This window comes from Vibrio sp. 10N.222.54.A3 (assembly GCF_041474095.1).
Classification (GTDB): domain Bacteria; phylum Pseudomonadota; class Gammaproteobacteria; order Enterobacterales; family Vibrionaceae; genus Vibrio; species Vibrio crassostreae_C.
This window is the reverse complement of record NZ_JBFRTN010000044.1, coordinates 15233-38981: the sequence shown is the minus strand read 5'-3', so window position 1 is coordinate 38981 and position 23749 is coordinate 15233. Positions and strand designations below refer to the sequence as shown.

Here is a 23749-nt window from a genome sequence, read left to right as displayed (position 1 = left end):
TAACGTTTTGAGCAGTATAGACAAATGCTAGCAAAAGAAGCGCGAACTTTACGTTGCTTTACGTATTTGTACCATTCGTTACAAATAAAAAAGTATAATCTGCGATCTGACCATATTTTCCACAACTAATATTTACTCCACAAATGCATTCAACGCCTAATGCTATCGCTCAGGCATGCGTCTAAATAACATTTCAACAAAGCCAGTAATACGCTGTTTGCTCTCGCTTGGCTCTAAATCAGGTTGGATTCCAGACTGTGCTAATGCTTGCCATTGTACGACCTCTGAGTTAGGTACGAAAAACGCAATGTACAACGACCCTTTCTCCGCGACTTTACCTTCACCATCGTAAAATGGCACACCAGTAGATAGCTTAATCGCATCGAAGATAGACTCATCGTTCAGTTCCGATTCTTCCGCTAATCCAAAGCCTACAACAACATCACCGACACCATCCTGCTTTAACTGATAACCTTTACTTGAGAGCTGTTCTTGAATCGAATCACGCACTAAATCGGTTACCACGGTTTCATCGTATTTTTGAGAAAGGTAAACCTTTTCTGACTCAGGGTGCCAGGAGTACGTCATCACGCCGTGTTTCATGAAACCAAAGTCACCGCTAGTGACCACACCATAATTGTGTGTGGGTGGTATTTCTTGCGTAGAGCATGCGGTCAGCCCAATAGCCATCAAAGCCAATAGTGCTGCTTTTTTTATGCTTTTTGTTGCACAAATGGATCGTTTTATCATTCGAGGCTTCCTTACCTATATAAGAATAACTATCAATTCAACCTCCAACATAAATAGTAATTATGTTAATAGAAAGGTCATTAAACGTTTGCGTAATCGCTAACCTTCACCTCTGTCTGTTTTGGGGGTTTAATCACAAAAACAGAGTTGGTATAGTTCTCCCCGTTAAACAAAACCAGACCATTCGAGGCACGGAGCTTCCTCAATCATCTCATGAAGAGAAGAATTGGTACCGACAAAGTATCGGCAAATTTAAGAGGGTCAAACAATGGAATTCAATATGGTTGAAATTTTAGGTTACGCTGCGTCTATTATGGTCGCAATTTCATTAACAATGAAAGATATCGTTCGTCTGCGTGTCCTTAACTTTATTGGCTGTGCACTCTTCACAGCATACGGCATCATGATTGACGCATGGCCAGTTGCAGCCACCAACGGCTTTATCGCTTGTGTAAACATCTACTTCCTTGCAAAAATGCAAAAGGAAAAAAAAACGGAAGCGATGAAAGCAGCGAAAGCTTAAATTAACGATTAGCCTTTCAAATAATTCTGAAAAAGCCCAAATAGAGCGATCTATTTGGGCTTTTTTGTGTTTGTCGTTCTCAAGAGCTCGATTTGTGTGAACAAAACTTTTCAATTCAATGAGGCTTTCAACCGATCACATGTAAGCAACGTGATATTCGTTCTCTCGATACGCTTGAGTGTTGTTACGTCCACTCTCTTTTGCTTGATAAAGCGCTTTGTCGGCTTTATCGATAGCGGTTTCAATGTCAGTCAGTGCTTGAGCATGGCAACAACCAGCGCTGATTGTTACTGGCGACACTAAGCCTTGAAGTTGCTCAACACATAACCGTAACGCCTCTGATAATTCGAATAACTCATGTTCATCACAATCAAACGTCACCAAAATAAACTCTTCACCGCCATAGCGTGCAATCAAACGACGACGGTTAACAAATCTCTTCAGTGATTTTGCGACCTCACAGATAACCCTATCGCCTTGAGCATGACCATATTGATCGTTCACCCGCTTGAAATGGTCAATATCCAGCAAAATGACACCGACATTTGTTAGCGGATAAGGCGACCTTTGAGTAATTTTCAGTTTTAGCTGCTCGATAAAACTCCGTCGGCTAGGAAGGCCTGTGAGGTAATCGAGGCTCGCAACATCCAATATTTTGAGATGACGATGCCGCAGGTAAAGCACCAGAACAACAATGATACTCAGTAGACTAACAACCAACGTCATCAAACTTGCCAACAATAAGCTGTGGTTCTTGTTGAGCTCTTGTTCTAAGACACCAGCAGAAATAACCCAATTAAGATACGGATAAAACTTGTAGAAGATGTTTTTACTCGTCGTGCCATCTGCCGTAGAGATAGAGTAACTAAAGTGACCTTCAGGTTCATCGGCGACTTTATCGATAAGCAACTCTGAAGAGTCATCAATCAAGGTTTTTAAGTGCTCGTGTTCAAAGTTAGGTTGAAGGACTAACGTGCCTTGTAAATCAACGATATATACATAGCCACTATCGCCATACGAGTACTTTCTCAATTTGTCTTTAAGTGCTTCGAGATCAACCAGGTACATCAGTTCATCTTTATAGGTGGTCGCCACCAATGTATTGCCACTCGGTAGCCTCACTGAATATGCGACCTTCGCACGCTTGCCAACTTCATGTGGATTGGCGTGCGAGTATTGGGTCATTCCAGACTGTAAGCTCAGTTGTTGTTGAATATGGGTTAAATGCGCGCGATTTTTCCCTTGTAAAAACGGGTGATATAGATGAATACCTTGTGGTGACATCAGGTAGATATAACCAGACTCTCCAATCACCAATTCGTTGGCAATTCGAATGACTTCTTCAACTTCTTGTTCTGGAGAGACACGCAGTGCGTGAGAGGCGACGGTATCAGTCACACCTTTTAGATAGGTTTTGATCGCTTCGTTGACTGTGGTGTCTACGATGTCGTAACTCGCGTTCACAATAGTACGAAAGAAGAATTGGTTGGAATCTAATAATGATTCTTTCGTCCGGTTGAATTGAACAGCAGAGAGGATCAGAGAAACTACGGCCAGCACAATTGAGAAACTAAGAATGTATTTACGTCTGACTTTCAAGATTACCCCATAGCTTTCTAATTTTAGGTAACGCTATTTTTTGTTATAGGCAGACTGTTTTATATCATACTTATCTTTTTTACTGAACGAGTGTCGATATTCTGAGAGGTTTCTATACGCAATCTGTGACTTATAGCAAAAACGCCGAACTGGATTCAGTTCGGCTTTTTGATTTTACGTCTAGATTGATTACTTAATTGATACTAATTCCTGATAAATAGACTTAAAAGCATTTGTGTTTATTACCTATTACTACACTCTATTGTCTATAAATAGTTTGCTTAGCATTAAATTAAGAACAAACTTGAGTCCAGCTACCATCGCTACCCGGTTCAGAACTTGTCCACCAGTTTGCTTGGTAAACACTACCGTTGTGAACCACTTGGTCTCCTGTGTTTGCATGGCTTGGGTTACCTGCCCAATCTTTCTGAGGTAAGTCTGGGTAAACCGCTAAACCTGCCGTATCACATGTACCTGGATTGGTGCCACCATCGCCAGGGTTACCGCCACCTGAACTGATATCACCTAATGGTAGATCTGGCTGCTCGAAGCTAAACGCGTAATCAACGCCACCGACATTCACCGCGTAGTTAGCAGGGCCAGAAATTGGCAAGTAATACACCATGTCTAACTCATACACACCGCCAGCAGGAAGATCTTCCCATGTCGGCAACGTAAACGCCACTCGGTGCATGGTTCCATCTAGTCCACCGATGTTATCCGCGCGAGTATGACCTGAAGCAATCACGGTCAAACCACCACCCGATTGATCTTTCGCGTTATCAGGTGCAGATACTGGGATATCGAATTGGAACTCAGTTCCACCCGGAAGAGCTTGCCCTGTGTTGTTCGTGAACGTGATCTTAGGGTTGATTGGGTAGTTTTGGTCACCGACTTTGAAGCCACCAACCGATACCGCGATATCTAGCGCTTCTGTTGGAATAGCACCCGTCGCTACTTTGTTTCCATATGGTGTTGCAGACTTAAACTTATCGTAGATAGCTTTCGTCATGGTGTTACCCATGTGGAACTCACCGTTACCGCTGTTACACGCTTGCTCAGTCGTATCGATAGAGCTTCGGTTGCCATTCGCATCGAGAACATAACAGTTATAATCCCCTGCTAGTTCCCAGAACATAATGCCGCCGATCTCTTTGTCGATAACGTAGTCCGCTTTCACGTCGATAGACTGTTTATCTTCTGTTGAAAGGAATACGCCCTTCTCTGCGTTCCACAACCAAGGGGCAACCGCCACACTGTCGTAGTTTCTCGTGTAAGTGCCCGTTAGAACATCTGAAGGATCATTCACAGGATCAAGCTTGTAAGCTTCAGCGTAAGAGCCCCAAATACCCTTCTCTAGGTTCTTCGCGTGCCACATAGGGTTAGAACCCGCGCCCATTTCGTTACCTTTTGGATCGGTATCGTGCCACATGTTGTCGATACCAATAGCGCCATGGCCACAGTTGTTTTTCTCGCCTTCACCCGTACCCGCTGAACATTCAGATTGGTTTGGCAGTGCTGCTCGGCCCCAAAGACCATTCCCACCACCCGTTACGCCTTGCCAACCACGAGTGTAGTAAGGCACACCGATGTTAATACGGCCTGCTGGCATAGAACCACGGAAGTAATGGTAAGCCCAATCCGTGTTCAGATAACCAATACCACCGTAAGCCGCCGTGTCGTATACGTTCCACTGCGCTAGCTCTGAATCTTTACCCGTATCAAACAAGGCTGCGTTATGACCTACGTGATCGTTCCACGCACCGTGAAGGTCGTAAGACATGATGTTTACGTAATCGAGGTACTTGGTTACATCGAATGTTTCCATACCGCGTAATAGGTAACCAGAAGAAGGCGCTGCGATCGTTAACATGTAGTGATTGCCATCTTGCGCAGACGCCGCATCGAGCTTCTCACGTAGCACTTTCATCAACACTTGGTACGACGCCCACAGGTATTGACGACGCGGCTCCATGAAGTCTTTGTCGTATGGGTTACCTGCGCCAGCCATAGAAGTTGGGTATTCGTAATCGATATCTAGACCATCGAACTGGTACTTACGCAGCATTTCGACCGCTGAAGTCGCGAATGTTTCGATACCTTGATGGTTGATAGAACCATCAGCATTGGTCGTCATGGTGTAGAAACCACCATCAGCCACGCGGCTGCCATCAGTCGCGAAGTGACCACCTGTTTCAGCCCAACCACCGATTGAGATTAACGTTTTCACGCCGTGTTTTTTCTTCGCTGTCGCTAATGCACCGAAGTGACCTTTGAAGCCTAATGCCGGATCAACTTCCACACCCGGCCACTCTTTACCAACCGCTGCGTTATTTGGATCGTTTACATCACCGACGTTTACTTTGCCATCTGAACCGATGCTCACGAAAGCGTAGTTAATGTGTGTGAGTTGTTCCCAAGGAATATCATTTACTAGGTAAGCAGCTTGTGGGTCATCCCCTGCACGCCAACTTGTGAAGTAACCAATGACACGACGGGGATGGTCTGCGCCCATTTTCTCACGGCCTTCATCATCGTAAATTGTACAGTAAGGAACATCGACACCTTGAGTTTGATATAAGCCATCAGGGCGACATGTGCTCACTGTTGGAGCGCCGTTCACGGTCAAAGATGCCAACGCAGAATCTGCAGTCGCACCTTGGTCGTCTGTTGCTTTCGCGTAAACCGCTAAAGAACCCGCTTGAGTTGTTGTGTAATCTAACGTGTAAGGGCTCGTTGCAGCAGTGCCCACAAGAGCACCCGCTACGTAGAAATCAACCTTATCAACCGTGCCATCGCTATCTGCTGCCGTTGCTGTCAGTGTGACTACACCACCAACATCAACAGATGTCACTGAAAGTGCAACTGAAACTGTCGGTGCTTCATTCCCTGGTTGTGCTGAATCAACAGAAACAGAAACCGCACTTGCAACACTTGCTGCGCCTTCATTATCCGTTGCAACAACAGAAACCTGATGATTACCCGACGTTGCAGCCCAAGTCGCTTCGAAAGGTGCCGCTGTGACTACCGCAACAGATGCGCCATCAACAAAGAACTCAACCGAAGCCACACTGCCATCAGAATCTAGTGCTGTTGCACTCAATACAACATTATCGCCTTCAGTAATCACGTCAGAAGCAGAGGGTGCCGTTAATGAAGCCGTTGGTACTTCATTTGGCGTACCGCCACCTCCGCCACCACTACACACATCAATCTTTTTCCATTGTGCATAGTCACCCTCAAATTGGCTCGGGTTGTTATTTTGATTCCAGTAATTCGCTGAGTACGCGCTGCCGTCATGTGAAACCTGATCACCACCGGTGTACACCGTGGCGGAATCCCACGCTTCTAACGTTGAACAATCCACAGCCGCGTAGCTGTTGAACGCCATTAAGCATGACGCGGTGAGAGTACTGAGTGTAAAAACCTTCTTGGCCACTCTTCCTTGGTTTAGGTGCATGTTAGCTGTCCCTTAAGTTATTGTTTCAAGATGCTTAATTTAAGTGTCATATTTCTCATCACTTAAATCTCTTCGCAAAACAACTGTAGGTAACAGTGCCAATTTAACACCTAAAATATTCGATATTTATAAAATGACTCGCATTAATTTGTTTATAGCATGCAATGAGTCGACACTTATTTTGCACGAACAACTAATATTAAATTTATTTCGGTACGCTAAAAAATATCGCCTAATTCGTATCCTTAATTACAAAACTCTATTCATATCTGCTTTATTTGTTCGTTCTGAAATTTCGTTTTAAAACTAACCAAAAGGGATTGATTTCGCCGTAGAACTGATTTCTTTTCTAAATTTGCCCACTTTTTCTTAACAATTGTGGTAGTATCGCGGATTTTTTTGACGAACCTCACATTTCCAATGCAAGTGTGGGAGAAATACATAGGCTCGAAAGAGCCAAATATAGCGAAGAAATAATGTCCAACTTGACGCAAGTCGCCAACGAAAACATCAACGCAGAATCTACTTCTATCGATTTCAATAAAGCTCAATCTTTGGGTGAAAAACTGGAACTCGGAAACCCAGTCTTTTGGCTTAGTGGCAGTTTTTTAACCCTCTTTGTCATCCTAGCCTTCACCAACACCTCCGTGTTGTCCGAACTTGTAAACATCGGCTTTAGTTATTCAACTAAGTGGTTCGGTGCTTTCTGGCAAGTCCTACTACTTCTCAACTTCATTATCGGTTTAGTGCTTGCACTAGGTCGCACCGGCCACGTTCGCTTAGGAACGCTTGCCCTACCTGAAATGACCACCTTTAAATGGATGTCTATCGTCCTATGTACGCTGCTAGCCGGCGGTGGTGTGTTCTGGGCAGCCGCAGAGCCTATCGCTCACTTTGTTTCAGCTCCGCCACTGTATAGCAACGCAGATCCTCAAGCGATGGCGTTCAATGCTCTATCACAATCTTTCATGCACTGGGGTTTCCTTGCATGGGCAATCTTAGGTGGTTTGTCTTCCATCGTGTTAATGCACTTGCATTACGACAAAGGCCTTCCTCTTAAGCCTCGCACTCTGCTTTACCCAGTACTTGGCGACAAAGCGATTAACAGTTGGGTTGGTAACGTTGTCGACGCATGCAGCATCGTGGCTGTAGCCGCAGGTACTATCGGCCCTATCGGCTTCCTTGGCCTACAAATCAGCTACGCACTGAGCGAACTGTTTGGCATTTCAGACAGCTTTGCAACTCAAAGTGTTGTTATTATCTTTGCTATCGCAATGTACACGCTTTCTGCTTTGAGCGGCGTGAACAAAGGTATCCAACTGGTAAGCCGTTACAACATCATCTTGTCTGTGTGTCTAATCGGCTACATCCTTCTTGTTGGCCCAACGAGCTTCATCGTTGATGGCTACCTGCAAGGTATGGGCGAAATGGTTGATAACTTCATCCCAATGGCGCTATACCGCCAAGATACAGCATGGCTAGGTGGCTGGACTGTGTTCTTCTGGGGTTGGTTCTTAGGTTATGGCCCAATGATGGCGATCTTCATTGCTCGTATCTCACGTGGCCGTACTATTCGCCAAATGATCGTTTCTATTAGCATCGTTGCACCGCTTGTAACGTGTTTCTGGTTCAGCATCGTTGGTGGTAGTGGTCTAGCGTTTGAATTAGAGAACCCAGGTGTGATCTCTAGTGCGTTCGAAGGCTTCAACCTTCCGGCGGTTCTTCTAGCAATTACCGCGCAACTGCCGTTCCCAACTCTGATTGCAATTCTGTTCCTGATCCTGACGACCACGTTCATCGTGACAACAGGTGACTCAATGACTTACACCATCAGTGTGGTAATGACGGGTACGACAGAGCCAAACGCAGCGGTACGTACTTTCTGGGGTATCATCATGGGTGCGGTAGCGATCGCACTTATCTCAATGGGTTCAGGCGGCATCTCCGCTCTACAGTCGTTCATTGTAATCACAGCGGTTCCGGTATCGTTTATCTTGCTCCCGTGTCTATGGCACGCGCCGAAGATCGCGAAGCAGATGGCAAGAGATCAAGGTATCGCTTAATACCTGACCCGATTTAGTTTCGGGTAGCGTAGAACACTAAAAAGCCACTCAAGTGATTCACCTGAGTGGCTTTGTTTTATCTGTTCGTTACTTCTATCTACGAAGCTTATTTCAATCGATAGTTCGGCTTATTGAAACTTTTCACCCGCAGCAACCATAAACGACATCTCAACCAGTAGCTCAGGATTAGCAAGTTCTGCTTTCACGCATGCACGGCTTGGCGCGCAGCCTTCAGGGAACCACGCTTCCCAAACTTCATTGAGTGCATCAAAGTTAGCGAAATCCGTGAGATAAATAGTCACTGACAATACGCGAGATTTGTCGCTGTCTACCAAACTCATCATTTCTTCGGCTTGTTCGAAGATTTGCTGAACCTGACTCTTAATTCCTGCTGTTGTATCCGTCTCTGCCACTTCCACAAAGCTTGCAATACCGTTAAAAACAGTTACATCAGACCAACGTTTGGTCGGGTTAATTCTATGAATTTTCACTGGTTATACTCTTCTTATAATTAGGGTGAACATCAGCGTAATCTAATCCAAATCATGAATATTGAAAACAAAAATTAGAAAGCTCGCGTTACCTTTTGAACAGCACTATCGCCTACCCATTGCTTTGGTTCTCAACATTACTAGCCTTTAAGTTCCTAGGAACAAATTGCTCAAACCACTCTCGATTTTCGACCTCAAAATCCAAAAGCGCACTCGCGTCATTCGGTTGAAGTAAGTGTAAAAATACATCCATGACAAATACTCTAATGTTTCCCTAAAAAGCCGCACCTTATGATTCATGAATCGTGGCTTATTAATTTACGGTAAGTCTCTTAATTTCTTGGCTGGGTTGCCGGCGTAGATACCTTTTTCGGTGATGTCTTTCGTTACCACACTGCCCGCGCCGATTACTGCATCTTCACAAATGCTCACCGACAGAACCGTGGCATTAGAACCAATCGTGACGTTGTCAGCTATCAAGGTACGACCCCAGCTTTCAGGATTAGGATCTGGCCTGCCCTCTTTGAATAAATCGTTGGCAAACATGACTCCGTGACCAACAAAGCAGTCACTTCCAATGGTCACATACTCACAGATAAATGTGTGAGATTGAATCTTACTTCTCGCACCTATCACGGTGTTCTTTTGAATCTCAGCAAAGGGCCCAACGAACACATCATCTTTAAGTTCACAACCATAAACGTTGCTTGGTTCGATGATAGTGACATTCTCGCCACAGGTAATATCAGTAATCTGCGACTTTAATACTCTTGGACTTGCCATACTTCACTTCCTCTCGACATTAGCGTCACAATTTAACCTAAGCGATTGTGCCGTAAGCATTAAAGTGCATCAAATCGAAATATTGAGAGTTAGCAATGGATCAAAAATTCTGCATAAATTAAAACAGCCCCACCAACACAACTGACAACAGCACCCCACCGATAAAACTTGGGGCGTGGAATGGCCGAACTTTAGATCTAAAGTACTCTTTTTGAAGGTCTTCTTGGTAAGTTTTAATGGCGAGTTCTTTTACGTAGTTATTTTGCATAATAAGCTCCTTCTTAATCAGTAAGAGAAGCTTAAGACTTGAAGTTAGGTTGAGGTAAAGCAAAAAATCAGATTAATTGAACACTTTATTTTTGTTACTCGAGGATTACCCTGAACACATCGTTATTCACACCGCCAACATCTACTAACTCTCCCGGCTTCATTAGAAGCGAGGTGTTCAGCTGTCGTGTTGATCGTGGCTCTTTTGTTTCTCGAATCACTAACATATCGACAAAATAACCTAAGTCTTGCTTTGATATTGAGCCCGAAAACGTAACGCTTTCAACCCTATCGGCAAGGACTGAATTGAATGTTTTATCCTCTAAAACACCCGCAGATATAGATGTATCACCATAAAATAGCGTGATGGTTGTTGGGTCGGGTACCAACTCTTGATTGGACGAACACCCTATTAGGGTAAGGCATAGCAGTAAAATGGCTCGAAATTGCATAAACTGGTTTTCTTTATTACGTTAAGCGTCTGTTTTTCATATTAAAACACTTCAACCTTATAAATACCATGTTTACAGGATAAGCTTAGGTGTGTCGCTTCGATGGACTTGAGTAATGAGGTGAACGGATCAGATCTCGGCCTGTTGAGTTTGCTCCCTATTTAGAAGCTAAACCGAGATCTAATCGATATTATCGAGAAGGGTTCAATTGATTTATGCAACAACGTCTTGTGGAGGTGTCCCTTCACAGTTAGAAACGACAGCATCAATTTGTACTAAAGCATTCATTGGGATTTCTGAAACCCCTACTACCGTTCTTGCAGGCAGCTCAGCGCTAAAGAATGTGGTGTAGATTTCGTTTACCGTATCAATATCTGAAATATCCTTAAGTTGAATATTAATTTTCACCGTATCGTCCATGCTATGGTCAACGCTTTCTATTATCGCCTTAATATTGTTTAAACATTGTTCAGCTTGTTCTTTTACACCACCAGCAACAATTTCATTTGTTTTCGGGTCTAAAGGTAATTGTCCTGAAATATGATTGTAGTGAGAGAAAGCCACTGTATGCGAATAAGGCATAAATGGCGCAGCATCGGTATTATTAGCTTCAATAACCAGTAAGCAAGTGTCTTCTGGTAATTGCGGCGGTGTACCGTCGCCATGTGAAACGGATGTATCAATTTGAATTAAAGCACCCATTGGTAATTCAGCGGCATTAACAACGGTACGAGCAGGAACGTAGCTTGGGAAGAATTTAGCACATACTTCATTTACCACTTCCGCATCTGCGATATTTTTTAGGTAGATAGTCGTTTTAGCCACATCATTCATTACATGACCGATGCTTTCTAGAATAGCTTTGATGTTTGATAGACATTGTGCAGTTTGCGCTTCGATACCACCATCAACTAGCTCACCTGTGGTTACATCTATAGGCAACTGAGCTGAAAGATTGTTGTAGTGAGAAAAGGCGGCAGTCTGTGTGGACACAGCACTTTGAGGCGCATTATCCGTATTTCTTGATACCTTAATTAGCGCGCAAGGTGCTTGTGGTTTAGTGCCTTCACCGTTAGAAATGAGAGCATCCATTTGAACCAGCGCATCGCTGTTTGGCAGCGCAGCGACACCCACGACAGTGCGTGTTGGCAGACTGTTGTGGAAGAAGCTTTTGTAAACTTCATCAATAGCATCGATATCAGAAATATTCTTAACGAAAACATGAATCTTCACGACATCATCCATAACATGGTCGATGCTTTCAACAATCGCTTTAATATTATTCAAACATTGTGCTGCTTGATCTTTAATATCACCGATGACTATTTCACCCGTTTTAGGGTCAATCGGAAGTTGAGCAGAAAAGTTGTTATAATGAGAAAAAGCGACCGTTTGTGTAGATACAGAATTAATTGGCGCGTTTTCAGTGTTTCTTGAAATTTTAATGATATCGCTACTCATCGGTATTATCCTTTTAATAAAATAGGTATACGTATTTATATTTAACAATCGTATTTGGAAGAATGATTAAAGTAGCGCCATGTTAAGTGAATTATTTTAGGGTAAACGTGATACCCGTCAGACTCTAAGGTGACTATAAATCAGCAAGTTACAGAATAATTAGTCATCAAACGACTAATTATCCGTCGTGCTAGGCTTTATCAACTGCTAAATTATCTTTAATTTTAAGTCTATTCAATAATCCTGAATACTCTCTCTGATAGTACGGTGAGTAATTCCAGAATTTTAGATAATATTTGATAGGTTGTTCACACTAAAACTTCGTTAATAGCTAAGTTAGTGAGTTTCTCCCCTATACCTGTGCATAAACTCTTAGGCTATTTAATTAATTATTTTCGAGAGCTTATTTTATATAAGTACGTTAATAATATATTCGAGAATCAAATACCTACAATCTGACAATGCCTATGAGTAGATACATTTACTCATATAATTCAACAAATATGAGCAATCGTCACCATAGCTTTTGGCATTATAGCTCTCAACACATAGTTTCGTTGAAAGAAGAACTAAACCGCTCTTGGAGTAGTATTGAAGTGGCGCTTAAATTCGCGACTGAATTGGGATGGGCTAGAATAGCCGACTCGACGTGCAGCATCGCTGATTCGAAGGCCTTCTAGTTGAATCAGCTCTTTGGCTTTGTTGAGCCTGACCTTCTTCAAATATTGAAGTGGTGACTCAAACGTCACATTACGAAATGCATTGTGAAAGGCAGACACACTCATGTTGGCTTCGTCAGCAAGCGATTGAACAGTGATGGTTTGGTCGTACTCTTCATGCACTTTAGACAGCGCTTTGGCGACACGTGCGTAATGGCCATCATGATGAGCTAAATCAAACAGTACACGCCCTTCTGAACCGGTTAATGCACGGTACACAATCTCTGTCACCATGGCATCGCCCAAGATGTTGGCCTCAATGTCACAATGCAGCGTTTTCACCAATCGGGTAAAGCTCTCTAGCATTTGCTCTTCCATTGGCGTCGATTCTAAGCCGCTCGAGTTCTGTTTGTGCTTGTTGCAGTAGCTCTCTAGAAAGCCCTGGTCTTCGAGCTTTTTGACTAAACTATGCAAGCGTTGAGAATCAATGCTTATCGACAAGCCAAGCAATGGTTCACCATTAACAGGCAAGGCTTCGCACTCTAACGGCATTGGCACACCTACCACAAGATAATCACCTGCAGCGTAAGTCACTGGCCTTTCGCCAATGTAGATGTTCTTTTTACCCTGTCCGAGCATGATAATGCCAGACTGGTAAGTAAATGGCTGACGCTGATTCCCGCCACTACTTCTATACAACCACACGCCGCTAATTTCAGTTTCTCTGATCCCTTCGAGATCATCCCAACCTTTGTGTTCTACATAAGACTGTAATAACTGAGCGAGTGTTTTCATAAGTGGCGACTTTCCATTCTAAGTGCTAAGAGTAAGTAAGCTAAAGCAGAGGAAGAATATCAAGTTTGTAGAAATAGGCAATTTATTTGGAGGAACAGCTCTTCATTGACCTAGATTACTGTACTAATATGCAAATATAGAAATTGAGCAATAAACCAAAATAACAAATTTCGCTTTACACAAGGAATCTCTGATGCAATTTACTTACGTTAACCCTACTGTTATCCATTTCGGCCAAGGCCAAATCAACGCTATCAGCCAAGCGGTTGATACTTCGAAGAAAGTACTGGTCATCTATGGTGGCGGTTCAATCAAGAGCAACGGTGTTTACGACCAAGTTGTAGAATCTTTGAAAGATCACTCTTGGATCGAGTTCTCTGGCGTTGAAGCAAACCCTACCAAAGAGACGCTAGACAAAGCAGTCGCTCTTGTTAAAGAAGAAAACGTAGAATTCATTATCGCTGTTGGCGGTGGTTCAGTAATCGACGGCTCTAAGTACGTTGCTGCAGCGGCTAAATATGACGGCGACGGTTGGGACATCCTAACGGGCAAACACCAAGTAACTGAAGCGACGCCAATCGGTGCGGTACTGACACTTCCTGCGACAGGTTCTGAATCTAACATGGGTGCGGTAATCACGCGTAAAGCGACTCAAGAGAAACTGGCATTCATGAACCCTGCAGTACAGCCTAAGTTTGCGGTTATGGACCCAGATGTAATGAAGTCTCTACCTGAGCGCCAGCTGATCAACGGATTAGTTGATGCGTGGGTTCACGTATGTGAGCAATACATCACGATGCCAACAGACGCAATGGTTCAAGACGGTTACGCAGAAACACTGCTTAAGAACCTACTTGTACTGGGTAAGCAATACGACGAGCGTGACAACGATGCATGGCGTGCAAACCTAATGTGGACAGCAAACCAAGCGCTTAACGGCCTGATTGGTACAGGTGTTCCTCAAGATTGGGCAACTCACATGATTGGCCACGAATTCACTGCACTATGGCACGTAGACCACGCACGTTCGCTTGCGATTGTTCAACCTTCACTACTTCGTAACCAAATCGAAGCGAAACGTGGCAAGCTAGAGCAAATGGGTCGTAACGTATTTGGCTTAGAAGCGGGTGCTGATTTAGCAGAACGCACAATCGCTGCAATCGAAGCGTTCTACCACAGCCTAGACGTAGCAACCATGTTCGACGGCTACGAAACAAACAAAGCAACGGCGATTGACAATGTTGTTGCTCAACTTGAATCACACGGCTACCTACAACTTGGTGAGAACCAAGCAATCACGCCAGAGAAAACACGTGAGATTCTAGAGTCTGCGATTCACTAAGAATCGGGAAAATAGAGAGAAAGTAAAGATATTGGTCATACAACGATGAATTTTCACATCTGACTGAACCCATTACTTTTTTCTTTCGTACAACAGAAGCAGCGTTCATTTTGGGCGCTGCTTTTTAATTTGCCCTACAAGATGCTATTAAATTCTCATAAGTCCCTAATTTTATGTGCAATCATATTTCTATATTGTTAAGGTAAACCTGTCTCTTTACTAGGTATGAACAACGATTTGAACAATCTCAAGGAAATGGTTAAGTTTAAGTCACTTAACAAGTGGTATGGTGATTTTCATGCCCTAAAGGATATCGATTTAAATATTGAACAAGGAGAGATAGTGGTGATTTGCGGGCCGTCTGGTTCGGGTAAATCAACCTTGATCCGTTGTATCAATCAGCTAGAACCTTTCGAAAGTGGCGAACTTTCCGTGCTAGAAAAAGTACTCCCGGGTAAGTTCAACACACCGGGCCAAGTCGGAATGGTGTTTCAGCACTTTCATTTATTCCCCCATCTTACCGTGCTTGAGAACCTTACTCTTTCTCCAATTCGTACGCTTAAAAAAAGCAAACAAGAAGCCGAAAAAATAGCAATGCACTATCTCGAGCGTGTGCACATTGCAGAACAAGCCAACAAATACCCAGTGCAACTTTCTGGCGGTCAGCAACAACGCGTGGCTATCGCCCGTTCCCTGTGTATGAAGCCGGAATTACTCTTGTTTGACGAACCCACTTCAGCGCTTGATCCGGAGATGATCAACGAAGTGCTCGATGTGATGGTTGAACTGGCGAGCGAAGGCATCACTATGGTGTGTGTGACCCACGAAATGGGCTTTGCAAAACAAGTGGCCGACCGCGTTATCTTCATGGATGAAGGACAAATTGTGGAATCGAATACCCCACAAGCGCTCTTTGAAAACCCTCAACATGAACGTACTCAAGCGTTCCTAAATCAGATCCTGACTTATTGATGTTGATTCGAATTATTAAACCAGCCCTTTCCGCTCTAATACAAATTGTTGTACTAGTGGCCGCTGTTGTCTGGATTCTCGATTCTGGCGCACAAACCATGGGATACAGCTGGCAATGGGAGCGCGTGCCGGACTATATTGCTTTCTATGAAGATGGCGAATGGTGGCCTGCAGAGTTAGTTGAAGGGCTACTGGTTACCATCAATATCTCTCTGATTTCTTTGGTTGCAACGCTGGTGATTGGCTTAACCACAGCCCTATTGCGAAACTCCAATTCGGTGGTTGGACGCACCTTAGCCACCAGCTATGTTGAGTTGATTCGTAACACGCCGTTATTAGTACAAATTTATTTGCTCTATTTTGTATTTGGCCCCGTATTAGGGCTGGATCGTTTTAGCACTGCCGTTTTAGCCTTGGCACTTTTCCAAGGCGCTTACACCGCCGAGATATTTCGTGCTGGTTTAAATGGTATTGCGAGAGGACAATTTGAAGCAGCTCAATCCTTGGGCTTATCAAAGACCTATACTTACTGGGATGTGATTCTTCCTCAGGTGGTGCAACGCACCTTGCCACCTTTGACCAATGAAGTGATCTCTCTTATTAAAAACTCTTCAATTGTGAGTGTCATGGCTATCTTTGACCTAACAACCGAAGCCAGAAACATAGTTTCTGAAACCGCGATGCCATTTGAGATTTGGTTCTCTGTGGCGATCATTTACCTTGCACTTACACTTTCACTTTCTGCCGTTGCAGCTTGGCTTGAGCATAAGCTCGGAGCTAACTGGCGAACACAATAAGGATTTATCAGCATGAAGCTATTTAAAACCGCAATTACAGCCCTACTTGCGCTTGCCGTCAGTTTGCCTGCACTTGCTTCTGAAACGCCTAACCTAGACAAAATAAACGAACGTGGCTCTCTACGCGTTGGTATGTCGACATTTGTTCCTTGGGCGATGCGTAACAAACAAGGCGATCTTGTTGGCTTTGAAATCGATGTAGCAAAACGTCTTGCTGAAGATTCTGGCTGGAAAGTTGAATTCGTACCGACGGCATGGGATGGCATTATTCCTTCTCTACTTTCGAACAAGTTTGATGTAATCATTGGCGGTATGTCTATCACTGAAGCTCGCGCTAAAAGCGTATTGTTCACTGAACCTTACTCGCACTCTGGCGTTCAACTGGCAGCGAATAAAGAGCTAGCAGAAGGTTTTACACAAATCTCTGATTTTGATTCTCGCCGTGTAAAAATTGCAGCGCGTCGTGGTGCATTCACAGTGCAAGTAGCTCGTGAAACCTTCCCTAAAGCGAAAGTTCTACAGTTCGATGACGATGCTCAAGCATTCCAAGAAGTATTAAACGGCAACGCACACGCGGTTATCGCGTCTAGCCCGAAACCAGAACACGAAGCGATTAAAAACGCAGACACGCTATTTATTCCATTCGAAGAACGCCTATCAAAAGGTAATGAAGCATTTGCAGTTCGCCTAGGTGAAACTGACAAGACAGAATTCTTCAACGAGTGGATCAAAGCACGTACTGAAGACGGTTGGTTGAAAGAGCGTTACGAGTACTGGTTCTCTACTCTAGATTGGCAAGACCAGATTGCTCAAGGTCAGTAATCAACTGCCAATTAGACGCTAAAGAACCAATCAAGGCAGTACCTTGCTGGTACTGTCTTTTAAGAAACACCCGAGATAGCTATAAACTCATAGCCACTCTCACAGCATATTAATTATCATTGTTTAAACAGGAATGACGTGAGTAGTACTAGCGCATTATCAACGCCCAAGCCCAACCTTCACACGAAGCCTTGGTATCAACGCCTCAATCTATTAGATGGAGTGTTGTTTGCGATCATTTTCGCGTTCGCAGGTTGGCTTTATTATCGTTCCGCTGTTGGTATTAACTACCATTGGCGCTGGGAAGATGCGTTTACCCTGATTTTCATTCCGCCTTCTCAAGGCAATATTCCTTACTTTTTCCAAGGCTTGATCGCGACACTGCGCTTGAGTGTTTGGAGCATGGTTTTAGCACTCTCTTTTGGCACATTACTTGGCGTTGCTAGGCACTCTAAAATCGCTTTCTTCAGAACGCCTGCACTGATTTTTATCCAACTGGTTCGAAATATTCCACCACTGGTTTTTGTCTTCATATTCTATTTCTTCGTTTCTAACCAACTGATTCCATTACTTGGTTTAGAAAGTATCTTACGTGAACACAACGGCGAGATTAACGCTGTTCAAGCCTTTCTGTTTGGTCCTGCTAACCTTTGGGAAAACTTGGCGTCTGGTGTTATCTGTATTGGTTTGCTCTCTTCGGCTTACATCGCAGAAGTGATTCGAGCTGGCTTAGAAAGTATTCCTAAAGGGCAATGGGAAGCGGCCGATTCACTCGGCTTATCGGCGTTGTCTAAGTATCGATTTGTGGTTGGCCCGCAAGTATTAACGGCCATCACACCGCCTTTAGCAGGTCAGGCAATTTCTCTAGTAAAAGATACCTCGATTGTATCCCTGATTTCGATTCAAGAGATGACATTTGTTGGCACTGAAATGGCGAACTCTTCCGGTTTGATCTTCGAGATCTGGCTGATTGTTGGTGCGGTTTACTTCGCGTTATGTTTCACCCTTTCACGTATTTTCAAAGTCATTGAACAACGCTCGAGTGTTTACCTTAACCGCTAGTGTCATTGTTTATTTAGACGTGTATTCAAGCGTCTGTTAGATGTCAACATAGCCACCTAAGTCATAATATTCATCCACTTACCCTGATTGGTTTAACTCATTGACCAATCAGGATTAATTGCTTGAAAACTCTCTACTGAAACACAGCAAACCCATCATTTAGTCACTATACTTGAAGTATCAAATTCCATTGGATCTTCTCAAGGACTTCACTCAGCATGGACAATCATAAAGAAAGAGCTTTTTACGCCGTTGTTGGCGCATTGGTTGGAGACGCCGCTTCCATGGGGCTGCATTGGTTGTATGACCAAGAGAGGATCTTGCACGTGGCGGGTTTTGAACCAGAATTTCGCTCACCAAACCAGTTCGATTATCAAGACAAAGGCTACTTCGCCCACCAAGGTAAAACCGCTGGCGACCAATCACAATACGGTGCTCAGTTATTGGCGATGGTCGATAGCCTAGCCGATAATCAACACTACGACGAAGCGAGTTACATTAAGCACTTCCGTTTCTGGTTTGATTTTGGTGGCAGTTGGCAAGGTTACATTGATAAAGCGACTCGTATGAGCTTGCTGAACATACATAAACTAGAGCTAACAGAAGCTCCAATCACAGCCTGTGGCGCTGATGACACCCAGCTACCTGCTGTTTCAAAGCTAATTCCTTTAGTGGCGTGTACTTACACCTCTCACACCTTACCGGCAATGGTAGAGAGTGCGGTACGAGTGACCAACAACAACGACAAAGCCGTGGAATGGGCACAAGCCATCACCTTATTGGTTCAAGCGGCAATTCAAGGCAACTCTCCACTGCAATCGGTAGAAATGGTGCGACAAACTTGTAGCAAGTTCATACACGATCAAATCGACGAAGCACTGGCTGATCCTGAGCTTTCGATTACAGATGCCGCGAAGAAGTTTGGATTGCATTGTGAACTGAGTGCCGCGTTCCCCTTGCTGATTCGCATTATTGCAGGTGCTCAGAGTTATCAACAAGGCATTCGCGACAACATCTTATGTGGTGGTGACAGCTGCGGTCGTGCGATTGTAATTGGCGCGGTATTAGCGGCGTGTTTCTACGAAGGAGATGGCGAAATTCCAACCGAATGGCTAAAACAAGTCGAACTCAATGGTGGCGTGCTGTCTTTGCCTATTGAGTGATTTCCACAACAACGAACTAGAGCCTGACATAAGACAAGCACACTTCTAGGTCGGATGTCGTTCCTATAAAGTTGGAACACACTGCGATAACTCATTCTTCAGCCAAACAACAAACGGGCTTTCTGGCTCTTCATGGTTGCTATCTTGCGTGAGCAATATGTACTGGTGACCAGAAGGTACGAAGCCAAACGGCGCGATCAAGTTACCTCTTTCAAGATCGTCGGCGACAAGTGGATAAGACCCAAGCGCTATGCCTAACCCATCGACAGCCGCCTGAAAGCAAAAGTAGAAGTGTGCAAATGTTTGGTTCGCTCGAGCTTTTGACCACTCTCCACCATTAACTTTATCTATAGTGATAGCACCCCAATGACTCCAAGCACCTGGCCGTGTACTGCTGTGCAGTAATTTCACATCATCTAAGTTATCTTTTACCTGCTGCCAATAACCCGGGGAACACACAGGGCCTACCCACTCTTCAACTAGTGGTATCTGTTCGTAACGCTCGGTTAATTTAAAGTCATCTCGGCGAATCGCCATATCGAGCCCTGTCGCATTCAAGTTCACAGGCCCACCAGCAGTCGACAATCGAACATCAATTCCGGATTCGTTATAGAAATCACCGAGTCGAGGCATTAACCAACGCATGGTCAATGTGGGTTCGCATGAAACTTCCAACGCTTGATGATTCAGCTGATTAAGCTTATGGACTCCAGTCTCCAAGGCTTGGAACGCTTGCTCTGTGTAACCTTTGAGTAATTCCCCTTCTTTGGTGAGACACACATTCCTGCCCTGTTTGTAGAACAAAACTTGGGATAAGTGATTTTCCAATACCTTGATCTGCTTACTCACCGCGCCATGTGTGATATTGAGTTTATCCGCCGCTTCACTGTAACTACTCGAATGCGCTGCTACGTGGAAAATATGAAATGCTTTCAAATGTCTCATGTGTGATTTTTTCTCACAGATAGGTGGAAGTCATTTCGATTATAGGCAGCAATAAAAAACCATACAATGCTGGCTCATCAAATATAAAGAGTTGGAGTCATTATGGAGTGGTTAATCCTAGCAGTATTGGGACTATTGATTGTTATCAGCCCAGGCGCTGATTTCGTTTTAGTTTTGAAAAACAGTGTCAACCAAGGAAGACAAGCAGGGATTTGGACTGCAATCGGTGTGAGTTTAGCGATTTGTGCTCACATCAGTTATTCAATGCTTGGGATCAGTTACTTAATCTCACAGAATGAGCAGCTGTTTGACATGATTAGATACGCAGGTGCAACCTACCTTATTTATCTAGGGCTAAAAGGTATCTTGAGTGCGGACAACAAGCTTGCACCGATGGAAGATGCAAAGCAAAGCACCAGTGTTTGGCGCTATTTAGCCCAAGGCTTCTTATGTAACGTGATCAACCCAAAAACCATGTTGTTCTTTTTGAGCATCTTCAGCCAAGTCATCTCACCTGATGCAGAAAACCAGCATGTCGCGCTCGGCTATGGGCTTTACATGATCGTTCTTCACGGTTTATGGTTTGGCGTTGTCGCTATGCTGTTTACTTCGAATACATTGCAAAAGCATCTATTGAGAGCAAAGAAAAGGCTTAATCAAGCATGTGGATTTGGCTTAGTGACGTTCGGAGCACTGTTGGCGATTAAATCGTAAACAAGCGAGTCACAAATAGAGAGCGATTCAAACGACTGAATCGCATCTAACTGGGTCTTGGTAAAACTCTAAACAAGATTCATCGGTCTAATATCGGCACTATCAGGGAAGATAGCGTTGAGTTGTTTCACTTCTATCGATAAATGTCGGTTGAGCACACCCTTGATAACCGAACGCATATCAGTCGTTGGACTAAGGTCTCGGCCTTCATATAGCTGGCTTTGGCTCAAGCCCGGCCAATTGGTAATAACCTTACCACCCGCTCCTTTCAACGATGGCAGCGCACCACCCGCAACAAACATGACGTTGCCAGTGCCGTGGTCGGTGCCTTTGGTGCCGTTTTCTTTTGCTGTTCGACCAAATTCACTGGCCGCGATGATCACTGTCTTCTGCCAACGATCACCTAGTGAAGCTTTGAGAGCCGCTAACCCAACATCCAAAGTTTTAAGCTGATTACTCAACCGTCCATTTACGTTGCCTTGATTGGCGTGAGTGTCCCACCCACCGAGTTCTAACGCTGCGATGTTTGGTCCGTTATCAGCCGACAATATGTCGCCTGTTTTACCCATCAATGATCTAAACTGTTTGCCGACACCTTGGTCGCCTACCAGTTGATCTATCTTCATGACACTTTCAAAGTTTGAAGACAGCATTTGGTCACTTTGAAACAACTCTTCCAGCAGTTCCGTTTGTTTATCACGTGTTTTTAAGCGGTTTGGGTACCAACTTGCAACGTTCGATTCGCCCTGCATGATGAGTGGTAAGCCCGAATCAATCGCTATTCCATCGTATTTTTCTGAGCTCAACGTGAGTAAACGGTTAATCCACCCTACGGTGTTAAACGGGTCGGAAGTGCCATTCTCCAATATCTTCTGTCCATCAAAATGTGAGCGCTCGCGATAAGCGGTTGAACAAGCGTGTACAAAGCTGAGTTCGTTACTCTCATACCATTGATGGCATTGCTTTAGGGATGGGTGAAGCCCAAAGAAATCATCCAACTTCACTAGCTGTTCAGGTTTTAATCCGATGTTGGGTCTCAAATTAGAGTAATCCGGATCGGCATGCGGCACTACAACATTTAAACCATCCATCGCGCCACGCAGTGATACCCAAATGAAGATATTGTCTGAACCTGTTTTGGCAAAGCTTGGAAATGGCAGCATCGCACTGACGCCAACAGCCGCCGCAATACCCATGAACTGGCGGCGGTTAATACTATGTGGCGCTTTATTCTGAGAACAATCTGACTTTTTCATACCCAATCCTAACGATATTGAAACTGCGGACATAGCCACAACAGGGAAAGTTGCATTGCAGCGCTGTCGGCTTTGTTCAATACAATTTGGGTGTGTTCATCAATAGCATCGCCATATAAACCCGCGATCACTTTATCCACTACCGCTTTCGGCTTAACTCCTGACGCTTTAGCCGATTTTATTGCAGCAGACGCAAGCCTATTCGCAACTTGCATACGTTGAGTCAACGCCGAAGGGCTATTGTAGTCTCTGTCTTGATCCGACCAGCCTGCAGGTGAACCCGGTTTAAAAGGAGGCTGCCCTAAATTGTTGAGTGCATTGAATGCCTGTTTCTCGTTTAAAGAAATATCGGCACTACGAAGAACGGCAAACAGCCACTCCTTCGGCGGTCTAAAACGATTAGGGTTAGGTTTACTCGCCTCAGCACTGTTCAATAACAAGCGATAAACAGGCAGTAAATTCCCCTCGCCTCTCAGATATTCAGCAACCATTTGCTCTGAGAGTTCTTTAGGTATGTCGCCAATGAAATGCTGGCACAGCTTACCAACCAAGTACGCAGCAGTGTCTTTGTGGGTCGCTAAGGTTTTTAAACACGACTCTCCTTGCGAGACGCCGGATTGAGAATAAGCCTTTCCAAGCAGTGTGATACTTCCTGGCTCATGCAGGTTATTAGCAAATCGAAACCCAGCATCAGGAGATTTGAATTTAATGCCCCAGCCTGAAATCGCTTTTGCTAAGGCAATGACGTCTTGCTGAGTGTAAGAACCGTCAACGCCAAGAGTGTGGAGTTCTAAGATCTCACGAGCGAGGTTCTCATTGAGCCCCTTATTACGGCGCTTTCCGACTTTTGAATTGGGACCAATCGAGAGTTGATTGTCGAGATACAGAAGCATCGCAGGATGTTTAGAAGAAGCCATCAGCATCTCGCCAAAGTTACCATTCCAATGCTGGCGAACCACATCGTTTTCAATGCTGGCGGCCAAGGGCATCAGTTTTCGATTATCGACCGAGATGGCGAAGTGATTGCTCCAAAACTGAATGATGCGCTCTTGAAAACCATAAGGAGTTTCAACACTTTGTAGGTGGCGAGCTTGAGCTTGTTGTCGATACTGCGTTCGAAGAAAAGACTGCGCTTCTTTCTTCGTGGCTTGCATCTGTTGTTCGTCACCCTTGGCCTTCATTCGTTGTACACGATTCTCTCCTACTTTAATCAGAGTAGATTCAGTACTCGGTAAGTCTTGTATAGCTTGGTGAACGAATGGCTTTTTATCCAACTGTTCTACAGGAGAATAATAGGTTGTTTGACCTAGTTTTGGCCCAAAGCCAAACCTTTGTTCACCCACGATTTTTGAAGTCGGGTAATAATTCATTGC

Annotated in this window: 21 protein-coding genes and 1 pseudogene; 9 read left to right on the top strand and 13 right to left on the bottom strand. The window is 44.3% G+C overall.

Annotated features, from left to right (window positions below; translation table 11 throughout):
* Window positions 1-162: 162 nt before the first annotated feature.
* Window positions 163-750, bottom strand: coding sequence for a DUF4136 domain-containing protein (locus AB4507_RS10745; protein ID WP_017064475.1), 588 nt, complete (start codon window positions 748-750; stop codon window positions 163-165).
* A gap of 268 nt (window positions 751-1018) precedes the next feature.
* Here AB4507_RS10745 and AB4507_RS10740 point away from each other — a divergent pair, with 268 nt between their 5' ends.
* On the top strand, window positions 1019-1273 hold the full coding sequence (locus AB4507_RS10740; protein ID WP_017068159.1) for a YgjV family protein: 255 nt from the start codon (window positions 1019-1021) through the stop codon (window positions 1271-1273).
* A 135-nt stretch (window positions 1274-1408) separates the two neighbouring features.
* Here AB4507_RS10740 and AB4507_RS10735 read toward each other — a convergent pair whose 3' ends face one another.
* Both AB4507_RS10735 and AB4507_RS10730 read right to left on the bottom strand, forming a co-directional pair.
* Entirely contained in the window at window positions 1409-2872 is a 1464-nt protein-coding gene (locus AB4507_RS10735) for a diguanylate cyclase domain-containing protein (protein ID WP_372182646.1), read from the bottom strand.
* 292 nt (window positions 2873-3164) lie between these two features.
* Window positions 3165-6332, bottom strand: a complete 3168-nt coding sequence (locus tag AB4507_RS10730; protein ID WP_372182644.1) for a chitinase C-terminal domain-containing protein — start codon at window positions 6330-6332, stop codon at window positions 3165-3167.
* A 476-nt stretch (window positions 6333-6808) separates the two neighbouring features.
* Between AB4507_RS10730 and AB4507_RS10725 the strand changes: the two genes are divergently transcribed.
* A complete protein-coding gene (locus AB4507_RS10725; RefSeq protein ID WP_372182643.1) occupies window positions 6809-8395 on the top strand; it encodes a BCCT family transporter in 1587 nt (528 codons plus the stop codon).
* 128 nt (window positions 8396-8523) lie between these two features.
* On the opposite strand, the gene AB4507_RS10720 is transcribed toward AB4507_RS10725, so the two are convergent.
* The 7 genes and pseudogenes from AB4507_RS10720 to AB4507_RS10690 all read right to left on the bottom strand — a co-directional run bounded on the left by AB4507_RS10720 (window position 8524) and on the right by AB4507_RS10690 (window position 13303).
* Window positions 8524-8886 (bottom strand): RidA family protein, encoded by a 363-nt coding sequence (locus tag AB4507_RS10720; RefSeq protein WP_017062654.1) that lies wholly within the window; start codon window positions 8884-8886, stop codon window positions 8524-8526.
* A gap of 157 nt (window positions 8887-9043) precedes the next feature.
* Window positions 9044-9139, bottom strand: a pseudogene (locus AB4507_RS10715) (N-acetyltransferase); the annotation flags it as partial.
* A gap of 65 nt (window positions 9140-9204) precedes the next feature.
* On the bottom strand, window positions 9205-9669 hold the full coding sequence (locus AB4507_RS10710) for an acyltransferase (protein WP_372182641.1): 465 nt from the start codon (window positions 9667-9669) through the stop codon (window positions 9205-9207).
* A 118-nt stretch (window positions 9670-9787) separates the two neighbouring features.
* Window positions 9788-9937 carry a hypothetical protein gene (locus tag AB4507_RS10705; RefSeq protein WP_167542297.1) on the bottom strand — a complete coding sequence of 50 codons (150 nt, stop codon included), beginning with the start codon at window positions 9935-9937 and terminating at the stop codon, window positions 9788-9790.
* 94 nt (window positions 9938-10031) lie between these two features.
* A complete protein-coding gene (locus AB4507_RS10700; RefSeq protein ID WP_059020856.1) occupies window positions 10032-10388 on the bottom strand; it encodes a hypothetical protein in 357 nt (118 codons plus the stop codon).
* A 213-nt stretch (window positions 10389-10601) separates the two neighbouring features.
* A complete protein-coding gene (locus AB4507_RS10695; RefSeq protein ID WP_372182640.1) occupies window positions 10602-11849 on the bottom strand; it encodes a RidA family protein in 1248 nt (415 codons plus the stop codon).
* Window positions 11850-12418: 569 nt separating this feature from the next.
* On the bottom strand, window positions 12419-13303 hold the full coding sequence (locus AB4507_RS10690; protein WP_017067592.1) for an AraC family transcriptional regulator: 885 nt from the start codon (window positions 13301-13303) through the stop codon (window positions 12419-12421).
* A 193-nt stretch (window positions 13304-13496) separates the two neighbouring features.
* On the opposite strand from AB4507_RS10690, the gene AB4507_RS10685 reads away from it, so the two are divergent.
* The 6 genes from AB4507_RS10685 to AB4507_RS10660 all read left to right on the top strand — a co-directional run bounded on the left by AB4507_RS10685 (window position 13497) and on the right by AB4507_RS10660 (window position 19461).
* On the top strand, window positions 13497-14645 hold the full coding sequence (locus AB4507_RS10685) for an iron-containing alcohol dehydrogenase (protein ID WP_017062662.1): 1149 nt from the start codon (window positions 13497-13499) through the stop codon (window positions 14643-14645).
* Between the two features lie 225 nt (window positions 14646-14870).
* Complete coding sequence (locus AB4507_RS10680) at window positions 14871-15617, top strand: amino acid ABC transporter ATP-binding protein (RefSeq protein WP_065583924.1); 747 nt, start codon at window positions 14871-14873, stop codon at window positions 15615-15617.
* A complete protein-coding gene (locus AB4507_RS10675) occupies window positions 15617-16414 on the top strand; it encodes an amino acid ABC transporter permease (RefSeq protein ID WP_102320751.1) in 798 nt (265 codons plus the stop codon). The genes AB4507_RS10680 and AB4507_RS10675 overlap by 1 nt, the downstream gene beginning before the upstream one ends.
* Window positions 16415-16426: 12 nt before the next feature.
* Complete coding sequence (locus AB4507_RS10670; protein ID WP_017067595.1) at window positions 16427-17236, top strand: transporter substrate-binding domain-containing protein; 810 nt, start codon at window positions 16427-16429, stop codon at window positions 17234-17236.
* 138 nt (window positions 17237-17374) lie between these two features.
* A complete protein-coding gene (locus AB4507_RS10665) occupies window positions 17375-18298 on the top strand; it encodes an amino acid ABC transporter permease (RefSeq protein ID WP_102320750.1) in 924 nt (307 codons plus the stop codon).
* 218 nt (window positions 18299-18516) lie between these two features.
* On the top strand, window positions 18517-19461 hold the full coding sequence (locus AB4507_RS10660) for an ADP-ribosylglycohydrolase family protein (protein WP_102320749.1): 945 nt from the start codon (window positions 18517-18519) through the stop codon (window positions 19459-19461).
* A 63-nt stretch (window positions 19462-19524) separates the two neighbouring features.
* On the opposite strand, the gene AB4507_RS10655 is transcribed toward AB4507_RS10660, so the two are convergent.
* Window positions 19525-20406: a LysR substrate-binding domain-containing protein gene (locus tag AB4507_RS10655; protein ID WP_017062668.1), complete on the bottom strand. Its 882-nt coding sequence runs from the start codon at window positions 20404-20406 to the stop codon at window positions 19525-19527.
* Window positions 20407-20508: 102 nt separating this feature from the next.
* Between AB4507_RS10655 and AB4507_RS10650 the strand changes: the two genes are divergently transcribed.
* On the top strand, window positions 20509-21120 hold the full coding sequence (locus AB4507_RS10650; protein ID WP_372182639.1) for a LysE family translocator: 612 nt from the start codon (window positions 20509-20511) through the stop codon (window positions 21118-21120).
* A gap of 68 nt (window positions 21121-21188) precedes the next feature.
* Here AB4507_RS10650 and AB4507_RS10645 read toward each other — a convergent pair whose 3' ends face one another.
* Together AB4507_RS10645 and AB4507_RS10640 are read right to left on the bottom strand one after the other, a co-directional pair.
* A complete protein-coding gene (locus AB4507_RS10645; protein ID WP_372182638.1) occupies window positions 21189-22376 on the bottom strand; it encodes a DUF1501 domain-containing protein in 1188 nt (395 codons plus the stop codon).
* Between the two features lie 8 nt (window positions 22377-22384).
* The gene (locus AB4507_RS10640; RefSeq protein WP_372182637.1) at window positions 22385-23746 is read right to left on the bottom strand and encodes a DUF1800 family protein; all 1362 of its coding nucleotides are present in this window, start codon (window positions 23744-23746) and stop codon (window positions 22385-22387) included.
* Window positions 23747-23749: the final 3 nt, after the last annotated feature.

Excerpts from the sequence above, each read along its gene's own strand:
- AB4507_RS10745 (WP_017064475.1), bottom strand. The coding sequence starts at position 750 with ATGATAAAACGATCCATTTGTGCAACAAAAAGCATAAAAAAAGCAGCA.
- AB4507_RS10740 (WP_017068159.1), top strand. The coding sequence starts at position 1,019 with ATGGAATTCAATATGGTTGAAATTTTAGGTTACGCTGCGTCTATTATG.
- AB4507_RS10730 (WP_372182644.1), bottom strand. The coding sequence starts at position 6,332 with ATGCACCTAAACCAAGGAAGAGTGGCCAAGAAGGTTTTTACACTCAGT.
- AB4507_RS10725 (WP_372182643.1), top strand. The coding sequence starts at position 6,809 with ATGTCCAACTTGACGCAAGTCGCCAACGAAAACATCAACGCAGAATCT.
- AB4507_RS10710 (WP_372182641.1), bottom strand. The coding sequence starts at position 9,669 with ATGGCAAGTCCAAGAGTATTAAAGTCGCAGATTACTGATATTACCTGT.
- AB4507_RS10705 (WP_167542297.1), bottom strand. The coding sequence starts at position 9,937 with ATGCAAAATAACTACGTAAAAGAACTCGCCATTAAAACTTACCAAGAA.
- AB4507_RS10700 (WP_059020856.1), bottom strand. The coding sequence starts at position 10,388 with ATGCAATTTCGAGCCATTTTACTGCTATGCCTTACCCTAATAGGGTGT.
- AB4507_RS10695 (WP_372182640.1), bottom strand. The coding sequence starts at position 11,849 with ATGAGTAGCGATATCATTAAAATTTCAAGAAACACTGAAAACGCGCCA.
- AB4507_RS10690 (WP_017067592.1), bottom strand. The coding sequence starts at position 13,303 with ATGAAAACACTCGCTCAGTTATTACAGTCTTATGTAGAACACAAAGGT.
- AB4507_RS10685 (WP_017062662.1), top strand. The coding sequence starts at position 13,497 with ATGCAATTTACTTACGTTAACCCTACTGTTATCCATTTCGGCCAAGGC.
- AB4507_RS10680 (WP_065583924.1), top strand. The coding sequence starts at position 14,871 with ATGAACAACGATTTGAACAATCTCAAGGAAATGGTTAAGTTTAAGTCA.
- AB4507_RS10675 (WP_102320751.1), top strand. The coding sequence starts at position 15,617 with ATGTTGATTCGAATTATTAAACCAGCCCTTTCCGCTCTAATACAAATT.
- AB4507_RS10670 (WP_017067595.1), top strand. The coding sequence starts at position 16,427 with ATGAAGCTATTTAAAACCGCAATTACAGCCCTACTTGCGCTTGCCGTC.
- AB4507_RS10660 (WP_102320749.1), top strand. The coding sequence starts at position 18,517 with ATGGACAATCATAAAGAAAGAGCTTTTTACGCCGTTGTTGGCGCATTG.
- AB4507_RS10655 (WP_017062668.1), bottom strand. The coding sequence starts at position 20,406 with ATGAGACATTTGAAAGCATTTCATATTTTCCACGTAGCAGCGCATTCG.
- AB4507_RS10650 (WP_372182639.1), top strand. The coding sequence starts at position 20,509 with ATGGAGTGGTTAATCCTAGCAGTATTGGGACTATTGATTGTTATCAGC.
- AB4507_RS10645 (WP_372182638.1), bottom strand. The coding sequence starts at position 22,376 with ATGAAAAAGTCAGATTGTTCTCAGAATAAAGCGCCACATAGTATTAAC.
- AB4507_RS10640 (WP_372182637.1), bottom strand. The coding sequence starts at position 23,746 with ATGAATTATTACCCGACTTCAAAAATCGTGGGTGAACAAAGGTTTGGC.